General features: G+C 66.1%; 9 protein-coding genes and 1 rRNA gene. All 10 read right to left on the reverse strand.

Translation table 11 applies throughout. From position 1 onward, the window contains the following. Positions 1–13 precede the first annotated feature (13 nt). Entirely contained in the window at positions 14–253 is a 240-nt protein-coding gene (locus LGY53_RS37370) for an acyl carrier protein (protein ID WP_225731414.1), read from the reverse strand. Positions 254–269: 16 nt separating this feature from the next. Continuing rightward, on the reverse strand, positions 270–1,478 hold the full coding sequence (locus LGY53_RS37375; protein ID WP_225731415.1) for a ketosynthase chain-length factor: 1,209 nt from the start codon (positions 1,476–1,478) through the stop codon (positions 270–272). Between the two features lie 2 nt (positions 1,479–1,480). Next, positions 1,481–2,731 carry a beta-ketoacyl synthase gene (locus LGY53_RS37380; RefSeq protein ID WP_225731416.1) on the reverse strand — a complete coding sequence of 417 codons (1,251 nt, stop codon included), beginning with the start codon at positions 2,729–2,731 and terminating at the stop codon, positions 1,481–1,483. Between the two features lie 9 nt (positions 2,732–2,740). Next, entirely contained in the window at positions 2,741–3,499 is a 759-nt protein-coding gene (locus LGY53_RS37385; RefSeq protein WP_225731417.1) for a glucose 1-dehydrogenase, read from the reverse strand. Between the two features lies 1 nt (position 3,500). After that, positions 3,501–4,535 carry an acetylserotonin O-methyltransferase gene (locus LGY53_RS37390; protein ID WP_225731418.1) on the reverse strand — a complete coding sequence of 345 codons (1,035 nt, stop codon included), beginning with the start codon at positions 4,533–4,535 and terminating at the stop codon, positions 3,501–3,503. Between the two features lie 349 nt (positions 4,536–4,884). Next, a complete protein-coding gene (locus LGY53_RS37395; RefSeq protein ID WP_225731419.1) occupies positions 4,885–5,994 on the reverse strand; it encodes a hypothetical protein in 1,110 nt (369 codons plus the stop codon). 202 nt (positions 5,995–6,196) lie between these two features. Then, positions 6,197–6,550 carry a VOC family protein gene (locus LGY53_RS37400; protein WP_225731420.1) on the reverse strand — a complete coding sequence of 118 codons (354 nt, stop codon included), beginning with the start codon at positions 6,548–6,550 and terminating at the stop codon, positions 6,197–6,199. Positions 6,551–7,134: 584 nt separating this feature from the next. Then, positions 7,135–8,151, reverse strand: coding sequence for a tetratricopeptide repeat protein (locus LGY53_RS37405; RefSeq protein ID WP_374111290.1), 1,017 nt, complete (start codon positions 8,149–8,151; stop codon positions 7,135–7,137). After that, positions 8,148–10,364 carry a hypothetical protein gene (locus LGY53_RS37410; protein WP_225731422.1) on the reverse strand — a complete coding sequence of 739 codons (2,217 nt, stop codon included), beginning with the start codon at positions 10,362–10,364 and terminating at the stop codon, positions 8,148–8,150. Before LGY53_RS37410 ends, LGY53_RS37405 begins: the two co-directional genes overlap by 4 nt. 393 nt (positions 10,365–10,757) lie before the next feature. Then, a 5S ribosomal RNA gene (gene rrf, locus LGY53_RS37415) occupies positions 10,758–10,874 on the reverse strand. Between the last annotated feature and the right edge of the window lie 142 nt (positions 10,875–11,016).

Genomic DNA, 11,016 nt, shown 5'->3' on the forward strand with positions numbered 1-11,016 from the left:
TTCTCCTTCCCCGTCATGCGCCGCGTTCGGACACCAGCGCGAGAACCTCGCGCGGCGTGGTGGTGACCTTGATGGCGTCGTCGCCCAGTTTGATGTGCTGTGATCGCTCGATATCCGAGGTCACCTCGAGCAGCGCGATGGAGTCGTAGCCGAGGCTTTCGAAATCGGTGTCGGCGATGGTGTCGTCCAGGACCACGTTCTCGTCGGCGCCGGCGCAGCGACGCAATATCGCGATGAGTTCGTCGAGCCGCATGGCGGTTTCTCCTGTTCTACTGTGTTGGTCGGCGCACCAGCATGGCGGAATTGAAGCCGCCATGGCCGCGAGCGAGTATCAGCGCCGCGTTCAGCGGCATCGGCCGCGCGGCGCCGACCACCAGATCGATGTCGTATTCCGCGGCGGGCGCCACATTGCGGGTCGGCGGAACCACGTTGTCCCGCAACGACAACAGCGCGGTGGCCAGATCCAGCGCGGCGCCACCCGCGCCGAGGCGGCCGATCAGCGTCTTCGGCGCGGTCACCGGAACGCCGCCGGGACCGAAGACCGCCGCGAGGGCCAGCGCCTCCGCGGTGTCCAGCGGCACCGAGGCCGCGGCGTCGGCGAAGACGACATCGATATCGGACGGTCCCGAATCCGCTGCCGCGAGCGCCGATTCGATCGCGCGCCGCAGACCGCACGGATCCCCCGTGTCGGGGTCGAAGGTGGCGCCGTATCCGGCGATCTCGCCGTAACACCTTGCGGCACAGCGTTGTCGCGCATGATCGGCGTCCTCGACGACCAGAATCGCGCCGCCCTCACCCGGCACATATCCGCTCGCCCGCATATCGAACGGCAGGTACGCGGCGCACGGATCGTCGGATACGCTGAGCCGCCCGCTCGCGAGGTGACCGGCCCAACCCCACGGGCAGATAACGCCGTCGACACCACCGCAGACCACCACCGGTGTGCCCAGGCCGACGAGGCGGCGGCCCTGTGCGACCGCCGCCAGCCCGCCAGCGTCATCGGCGACGAGAACCCCACTGGGGCCGCGCAATCCGTGCCGGATCGAGATCTGACCGGTGTTCACCGCATAGAACCACGCGAACGACTGGTACGCGCTCACGTACGAACTACCCTTGCTCCAGAGGTTCTGCAACTCCCGCTGCCCGAACTCGAAACCGCCCGCGCTGCTTGCGGTTACCACACCAATGTCGAAACCGTCGCCCTGGCGGACATCGATCTCCGCATCGTCCAGCGCCCAATCGGCCGCGCCGAGCGCAAGTCTCGTCATGTGATCGGTCTGCGGCAGTAGCCGACCCGAAATATGTTCCTCGGCAACGAAATCGATCACCTCACCGGCCAACCGCGCCGGATACCGGTCCGGTTCGAAACGGCGGATCCGGCGGATCCCCATCGCCCCGTCCAGGGTTGCGGCCCAATACTTCTCGGCCCCCATCCCGTTCGGCGCCATGATGCCGAGCCCGGTCACCACCGCCCGCACCGCTACCACCGCCCCGGCGCGCGCAACACCATCGCGGATTGGAATCCGCCGAAACCGCTGCCGACGGTCAGCACCACATCGGTCCGCCACTCCCGCGCGGTCAGCGGCACGTAGTCGAGATCGCAATCCGGGTCCGGCTCACGAAGATTCGCGGTCGGCGGGACCACATTGTCACCGATCGCCAATACGCACGCCGCGATCTCCAGCGAACCGATCGCGCCGAGCGAATGACCGATCATCGACTTGATCGAACTCATCGGAACGTCGTACGCGCGGGTCCCGAAAACCCGCTTCACCGCATTGGTTTCGTGCAGATCGTTCTGTTTGGTGCCGGAGCCGTGCGCGCTGATGTAGTCGATATCGCCGGGATCGACCCGCGCCCGGTCCAGCGCCGTCCGGATCGCCGCCGCCATCTCCCGCCCGTCCGGACGCAGACCGGTCATGTGGAAGGCATTGCAGCGGGAACCGTAACCGGCCAGTTCGGCCAGGATTTCGGCGCCGCGCGCCCGCGCCGAATCGTATTCCTCCAGCACGAATATCGCGGCGCCCTCACCGAGCACGAACCCGTTGCGGGTGCGGTCGAACGGCCGCGAGGCGTGCTCGGGATCGTCGTTGCGCGGTGTCGTCGCCTTGATGGCGTCGAAACACGCTGTGGTGATGGGCGAAAGCGGCGCATCGGTCGCACCGGCGATCATCGTGTCGGCCATACCGTCCCGGATGAGTTCGGCGGCATGCGCGACGGCATCGATTCCGGACGTGCATCCTGTCGAGACGATCTCGACCGGACCTCGCGCACCGGTGCGGCGGGCGACCTCCGCCGCGATCGAACTCGGGACGAAATAGTCGTACAAATGCCCGACCGCCAGCCGATGATCCACCAGCCAGTCGCGCCCCTCCGTGCTGACCACGCGGTACTCCCGCTCCAAACCCATCGTCGCGCCGACCGCCGTACCGATGGTCACACCCGTGCGATACGGATCGAAGGTGCACCCGGACCCGAGAGCTTCCCGAACCGCCGCCAGCGCCAACTGGGTCGCCCGATCGAGCCGGGACGCATCCTCCTCGGTGAGCCCGTGTTCGGCTGGGACGAAATCGATTTCGGCGGCCACCTGGGAGCGGAACGGCGCCGGATCGAACAGCGTGATCCGCCGGGTCGCGGTGCGCCCGTCGCCGAGCAGCTTCCAGAACTCGTTGACGCCGACACCGCCCGGCGCCAGCACACCCATACCGGTGATCACCACACGCGATTCCACTGTGCTTCCCTACCGAGCCACCAGACCGCCGTCGATCACCAAGCCGTGCCCGGTCACATACGACGATTCCGCGGAGACCAGCCACAACACCGCCTTCGCGATCTCCTCCGGCGTCGCCATGCGACCCATCGGCACGATCGCCGTATACCGCGCCTCCACCTCCGGCACACCGCCGGTGAACCGCTCCAGGAACGGGGTGCGCACCACGCCGGGACACACCGCGTTCACCCGGATACCGCGATCGGCGTACTCCAGCGCCGCGGTCTTGGTCAACCCGACCACCGCATGCTTACTCGCGACATACGAACCGTTCTTGTCGAAGGCCACCATGGCCGCCACCGACGCGCCGTTCACGATCGCGCCGCCACCGACGCGCAACATCGCAGGCACCTCGTATTTCATGCTCAGCCAGACACCCTTGAGGTTCACCGCGAGCGCGTGATCCCACGCCGACTCGTCCGCCTCGTGGATTTCCCGTTCGGCCATACCCTCGACGCCCGCGTTGTTGAACGCGCAATCGAGCCGCCCGAACTGCTCCACCGCCCTATCCACCATCGCCTGCGCGTCGGCGGCTCGCGAAACGTCCGCGCGCACCGTGATCGCCTCGCTGCCAACGTCTTTCACCGCACGCTCCACCTCGGCGCAATCCTGCAGATCGGCCAGCACCACCCGCGCGCCCGCCCCGGCGAGCACCACCGCTGCCGCCGCGCCGATGCCCGACGCGGCGCCGGTGACCAGCGCAACCTGATCATCGAGACGAATTCCCATGTCAGCGACCGCCTTCCGGTACGACGCCCTCGACAAGAACGAGGAAAGTTCCAGTTGACCGCACGCCGTCGAAGCGGATGCCGACGCGCTCGAACAGTTCGGCGACATGATGCGAACTGTGTTTGCGCCCACCGACGTTCAACAGCAGCAGCATGTCCAGCGCCGAGGTGACCACCGGCTCCGGCGTATGATCCGTCAGCGTCTCCACCACCAGCACCCGGGCGCCCGGCCGCGCGTTGCGCCGCACGTTCTCCAGGGTTTTCACGGTGCTGTCGTCATCCCATTCGAGAATGTTCTTGAGAATGTAGACATCGGCCTCGATCGGTATATCCGCGCGGCAGTCACCGGCGAGCACCGTGGCCCGCCCGGCGAGCGACCCGGTCCGCAGTTCCGGAAGTGCTTGGTCGACAACACCTTCCAGGTCCAACAGGTAGCCGCTGATGTCCGGATATGCCTCCAGCACGGCGCGCAGTAGTCTGCCCTGTCCGCCACCGATATCGGCCACCGTCTCCGTGCCGGACAAGCCGAGCGCCTGAACCACCGCATCGGAGGTGTGCGCGCTGGCCTGGGTCATCGCCGCGGTGAAAACCGCTACGGCCGCAGGCTCGTTCGTGTGGATGTAGCGGAAGAAATCGCTGCCGAGCACCGCCGTCGACTGCGGCTTCCCCTCCTGCACGGCCTCCCGCAGATGCGGCCACAGCCGCCAGAAAATCGGGTGACCGATCCAACGGACCAGGTACGTCACGCTATTGGGATCGTCCTCGCGCAACAGGTTCGACAACCCGTTGTTGCCGTACGCACCGTCATCGGATCGGTCGAAAACCCCGCGTGCGACAAGCGCATCCAATAACTGCGCCAGCGCGACAGGGTCCGCGTCGAGCTCCGTCGCCAGTGCCGCCGCGGTGCGCGGCCCCGCCGCCAGCGCACCCGCGATACCGAGATCGACGGCCGTAACCAGCGCTGCCGTCGAAACCAGGCCCCAGGCAACCTCTTTGATGCGAGAAATATCGGATTGGATTGCGGAGATGCTTGCCATGTCTTCGCTTTCGTCGCGGTCGATGAACGCAATCCTGACGGCGGCGCATCCGGCGAAAATCCGCTGCGGCTCGAGCGCGTCTCAACCGGGCGAAGGTACGGTTCAGCCGAGCGGCAAATCGCTTGAGCGGTAGGCGTTTACGCCGAGAGTGTCCGTCCGGCGGACGCGAGTAGACGACGGGCAGCAGGAACTCGAATACCGTTCGGCCATTCGGGAATTCGACGGTGATCTTCGGCAGCATCGGCCTCGAAAAAGCCCCGCCGAACTCACAATTCGTATCTGTCAGCGGTTAGTGGAGATTCCCGAGGACCAGCGATGACGGTTATGGTCAGATCTATCGAGCGAGTGCCTAGGGAACCGGGATCATTTCCGGGTGCAGCAAGGTGTCCGGGGCTTTCGGGAGGTCGTCGTATCGGCCGAGTGTCGTGTCGAAGAAGCCGCGCAGGTAGCCGCGCTGCAGATCGAGCGAGTCCCGCGGGTCGATGGTGCCGACTATCTTGGCGGCGAAATCGGCGGGCACGATGCCCGCGGCGGCCAAGGCGGGAATGATCAGCTGGTTGTCGCAGAACGAGTGATGCTGCGAGCCGTCGAGCCGGAATTCCAGTTTCGGTCCGCGATCGGCGGCCCAGAATTGCTGCCAACTGGTGTCCTGGGCTCGTCCGTGATCGGTGCCGCCGATAAGTACGAACGGACGGTCCAATCCGTCGGCGAGCACCGAACCCCACAGGGCGCCATCCAGATCCACCCCGGCGGCGACGCGCCGATCGTCATGCATCACCTGGGCCGCGGTGGCGCCACCTAGTGAATGCCCGAACATCGCGATCTTCGACAAATCGAGTATTCCGGCGAGATTCGCGGGCACCGGATGCCCGTCGGCGTCCGGATCGGCGCCGGCGCTGAGGTCGGCCAGCCGGTCGAGGACGAACCGCGTATCGGCGACGCGGATGTCCATCGCCTGTCCGATTTGCGCCTTGAGCTGGTCTAGGTCCTGGGCCTGCGGCAGCGTGCGCTTTTCGAGCCGTCCGCCGGGGAATTCGGTCGCCAGCGATTCGTGGGTGTGGCTCATGGCGACCACGACGAATCCGTGACTGGCGAGATCCTCGGCCTGTGCGGTACTGGCCTCCCGCGGCATGCCCATACCGGGCGAGAACAACACGACCGGCCGTCGCCCACCGGAGCTGTCCGCGGCCGCATCGATCCGCCCGTGGCTGGGTGCCAACGTCCACGACTCCGGTACCGGCGAACCGATCTGAGCGAAGCCGTCCGCGTAGGCGCGGGTCATCTGTTCGGAAAACCAGGGCCGCACCGGCATTGCCGCCCGATCGGCGGCGGGGTACCAGATGCTGACCATCAACTCGCGTGCTCGATCCGGGACATACGGATCGTGACGAGACGGATCGATCAGATGCAGATCCACCACGCCGATCGCATCGGTGCCGCTCGGCTCGGGCAAGGTCACGACCACCGATACCGGTTGCGATGGCGCGGGTTCGGCTCGGGCAACAACATCAACCGCGGCCGAGGCCAGCAGCAAAATCAATAGGAAACGAAATACCCTGCGCAACAAGACAATCCCCTCCCAGGTCTCGACGTGCTCGCCTTCGACCGGCTCAGCCTAACCAAAACCCCGCATGGATGGCACCCCGCTCCAGAGGCGGCCCCTATTGATGTCGTTGGGCAAGGACGCAGAATTCGTTACCTTCGGGGTCCGCAAATACGACCCACGATTGATCACCTTGGCCGATATCGACACGCTGTGCGCCATGGGCCAGCAGACGAGCCACCTCGGCGTCCTGGTCATCAGGCCGGAAGTCGAGATGGAGTCGGCTTTTTACCTTCTTGGGCTCGTCGAGCCGGACGAAGTCCAACCCCGGCAGGCGATCCGGCTCCGGACGGATCTCGAACTCGTCGTCGGAGGAGTAGACCACGACCCACCCCAGAGCCTCAGCCCACCACTGCCCCAAGGCCGCCGGATCCACTGAATGAACAATTACCTGTTCCCATTCCAAGGTCACCCACCGAGCTTAGGCATACCAGAGCTTTAGAACCAGGCAATTGATTCGGAGATCTATTGGGACTAAGCCAGTTTCGTCCCGAGGGACAGTCCGAAGCCCTCACTCACATGGAATGAGACGGCCAGTCGTATGCCACCCAGCGGATGCCTTCATAACCGAATCCCCTGTGCCACAACCACCAAGTGTGCGCCGACGGCATCCCTGACGTTCAGGCCGACGAATCCGCTTGGCCCGGCTAGGAACTGAGGCGATGGCTGCCGTCGCCACCCCTGGCGGGAGCTCGAGGTCGGCAACCCTCGAAACTCCCCAGGCTCAGGACGTCCAGTCACCAAACATTGGGTCCAGGCAGTGATTCCCGGACATACCCGTCCTCATCGGAAGCGTGAGGCGTCAGCCCTCGACCTTTCTTCGAGGGCTCGGGTCGGCAACCCTCGAAAACTCCCCAGACCCAAGAGTCCAAGGACGTCCAGTCATCAAGCATTGTGTCGGGGAACGTGATTCCCGGACACGCCCCTTCTCACCGGAAGCGCGAGGCGTCAGCCCTCGACCTTCTTCGAGGGCTCGGAGCCCGTAGCACCTCGGCGTTACTGGTAGTCGTCGCCCAGTTCGTAGGTTTCGCCGGTCAGTTCGGCGGCGCGTTCTTCGGCGTCGGTCTCGCTGTCGAGGTCGGCGGAGGCGGCGTTGAGGAACCAGGTGAGGCCTTCGTCGGTGCGGCCTGCCGCGACGAGGGCGTCGGCGTAGGCGTAGAAGAGGCGGGCGTGGGCCGAACCCGAGCGGGCCGGATCGAGATCCGGAGTCTGCAGGGTGACCACGGCCTGATCGTATTGGCCCATATCCATCCGGGCGCCCGCCACGACGATGCGAAGTTCGATCGCCTCGTCGCCGCGCAGGGCGCGTGCCTCGTCACTGCGCCCCAATTCGATGGCGCGCTCGGGACGACCGAGACCGCGTTCGCAGTCGGCCATCACCGCGAGCAGACCCGACCCGCCGGACATCCGGCGCGCGGTACGCAGCTCGGACAGCGCCTCCGCCCATTCGCCCGCGTGATACGCCGTGACGCCGGCCGTTTCACGGACCACCGCGATCCGACCCGCCCGCTGCCGAGCCGCTCGCGCATGTGCGAGCGCCAGCCCCGGATCGTCGTCGATGAGCCGCGCCGCCATCACCAGATGCCGTGCCACCGTCTCGGCGTTGCTCTTGTCCAGGCTCAGCAGATCCCGGCGAACCGCCATATCCAATTCGGTGGCCTGCACGTCATCCGGCAGATCCGGTTCCTCGGGCCGCGGCGGCCTGCGATCGAGTGAGCGACCGCCCCGCGCACCCTCACCCCCGCGCCGCCGGTCCGTCCCGTCGTCGCCGCTCCGCGTGAATCCGCCGCGCTCGCCCGCGTCCGAGCGCCGGTCGTACCCACGCTCCCCACCGCGCTTGAACCCGCGCTCGCCCGAATCCGCACGATCGGAATCACCACGCGAACCCGCGGCACCACGCCGTTTGAATCCACCACGCTCGTTCACGTCACCACCCCGTTCGCCAGCGCCGGACCGATCGAAATCACCTCCACCGGACGCATCCCGACGCCCGAATCCACCACCCTCATTCACGTCGCCACCTCCCTCGAAGCCGCGCTCATCCGAACCCCCAAGGCCGAAACCATCCGCACCGGAATCACTCCGACGCCCGAATCCACCGCGCTCGCCCGCGTCACCGCCGCGGCCGAACCCACGCTCGCCCGAATCCCCAGGGCCGGAATCACCCGTGCCAGAGTCACTCCGACGGTCGAAGCCACCACGCTCGCCGACGGCAGCGCCGCGATCGGATCCATACTCGCCCGAATCCCCACCGAAATCACTCCGACGATCAGATCCACCACGCTCACCTGCGTCACCCCCGCGATCGAACCCACGCTCGCCCGAATCCCCAGGGCCGGAATCACCCGTGCCAGAGTCACTTCGACGGTCGAAGCCACCACGCTCGCCGACGGCAGCGCTGCGATCGGATCCTTGCTCGCCCGAATTCCCGCCATCGGAATCACTCCGACGATCGAAGCCGTCACGCTCATCCGCGTCACCGCCACGATCGAACCCGCGCGCGCCCGAATCCGCACGGCCGGAATCACTCCGACGATCAGATCCACCACGCTCGCCTGAATCCCCACGGCCGGAATCACCCGCGCCAGAGTCACTTCGACGGTCGAAGCCACCACGCTCGCCGACGTCAGCACTGCGATCGGATCCATACTCGCCCGAATCCCAACCACCGAAATCACTCCGGCGATCGAAGCCGTCACGCTCATCCGCGTCACCGCCGCGACCGAACTCACGCTCGCCTGAATCCGCACGGCCGGAATCACCCGTACCGGAATCACGTCGGTGATCGAAGCCGCCACGCTCGCCTGCGTCAGCGCCGCGATCGAATCCACGCTCGCCTGAATCCGCACGGCCGGAATCACCCGTACCGGAATCGCTTCGGCGATCGAAGCCGCCACGTTCACCTGCGTCAGCGCCGCGATCGAATCCACGCTCGCCTGAATCCGCACGGCCGGAATCACCTGCGCCGGAATCGCTTCGGCGATCGAAGCCGCCAGGTTCACCCGCGTCGCCACCGTGGTCGAGTCCACGTTCGCCCGAATTCCGGCGGCCGGAATCGCCTGCGTCGGAATCATTTTGGCGAACAAGCTCGCTGCGATCGCCTGTTTCGGCGCCGCGCTCGGACGAATCTCGGCGGTTGAAGCCATCCTGCGGGTCTGCGGCGCCGCGCCGTTCGAATCCACCGCGCTCGCCCGAATCCCCTGCGCCGCGTCGATTGAAATCGGCTGCGCTGGAATCATTTTGGCGCCTGAATCCGCCACGCTCATCCGAGTTGCCTCGGCGGTTGAATCCACTGCGCGAACCCGAATCACCCTGCCGGTCGGAACCGCCGTGTTGACCCGAGGTTCCGCGCCTGTCGAATCCACCGCGCGAACCGGAACCACCACGCTGATCGGCGTCACCGCGGCGGAAACCGCCGCGCTCACCGGAGTCCCCACGGCGGTTGAATCCACCGCGCGAATCAGAATCACCGCGACGATCGAAACCACCCCGATCACCACCGGCACCGCCACGGCGGAAACCACCGCGCTCACCGGAATCGTCACGGCGGTTGAATCCACCGCGCGAATCAGAATCACCGCGACGATCGAAACCACCCCGATCACCACCGGCACCGCCACGGCGGAAACCACCGCGCTCACCGGAATCGTCACGGCGGTTGAATCCACCGCGCGAATCAGAATCACCGCGACGATCGAAACCACCCCGATCACCACCGGCACCACCGCGACGGAAACCGCCGCGATCACCGGAGTCATCACGGCGGTTGAAACCACCACGATCACTACCACGGCGGAAACCACCGCCGGATTCCTCGCGACGGTTGAATCCGCCGCGTGAATCGGAACCACCGCGACGATCGAAACCATCGCGGTCACCACCGGTACCGCCCCGGCGGAAACCGCCGCGCTCACCGGAGTCATCGCGGCGATTGAAACCACCGCGATCACCGCCACCCCGGCGGAAACCACCGCCCGATTCTTCACGGCCGTTGAATCCACCGCGCGAATCGGAATCACCACGCCGGTTGAATCCGCCGCGTGGAGCGGAATCATTGCCGCGCCGGAAACCTCGGTCGCCGGATTCGCCGCGGCCGCCTTGATAGCCGCCTCGGTCGTTATCGCCGCGCCGATTGGGTCCGCGTTCACCGGAATCACTGCCGCGTCGGAAGCCTCGATCGTCGGAACCGCCGCGGCCGCTTTGGTAGCCGCCTCGGTCGTTGTCACCGCGGCGGTTGGTATCGCCGCTGCGTTTGAAGCCGCGCTGGCCTTCGTCGCCGCGGCGGTTGGATCCGCCGCGCTGGTCGCCTTCGCGGTCGCTGCCGGAGCGGTTCTGGAACGAGCGGCCATCGGACGAGCCGCTGCGCCGGAAAGGCTTGCGGCCGTCGTTCTGATCCGACACGGTGATCCCTTTCTAGGTGCGCTATCCGCCGCGACCCCGCAACGATACCGCGTGAATTGCCTTTGTCTGCGTAGGTGATTCTGTTCCCTACCCGGTCCACCAACCCCACACCCCGTACATCGAATGTGCGGTGCACACACCGGGTGCGGCAGGCACCCGACAGGGTGCTGAAACGCCGATAGGGGACCCAGAATCTGGGTCCCCTATCGTGAAAGATGTTCCGGCGGTGTCCTACTCTCCCACACCCTGTCGAGTGCAGTACCATCGGCGCTGGCAGGCTTAGCTTCCGGGTTCGGAATGGGACCGGGCGTTTCCCTACCGCTATGACCGCCGTAACTCTATGAAACTATCCACACCCACCCGAACCCACCAGGGGTGAAACCCCGGGGTTCGAGGGTGTGCGTGTGTTGTTTCAGATACCGCACAGTGGACGCGTAGCTTCTTTGTTGGTAAGTCCTCGGCCTATTAGTACCAGTC

Source organism: Nocardia sp. JCM 34519.1 (genome assembly GCF_020361265.1).
Lineage (GTDB): Bacteria > Actinomycetota > Actinomycetes > Mycobacteriales > Mycobacteriaceae > Nocardia > Nocardia arthritidis_A.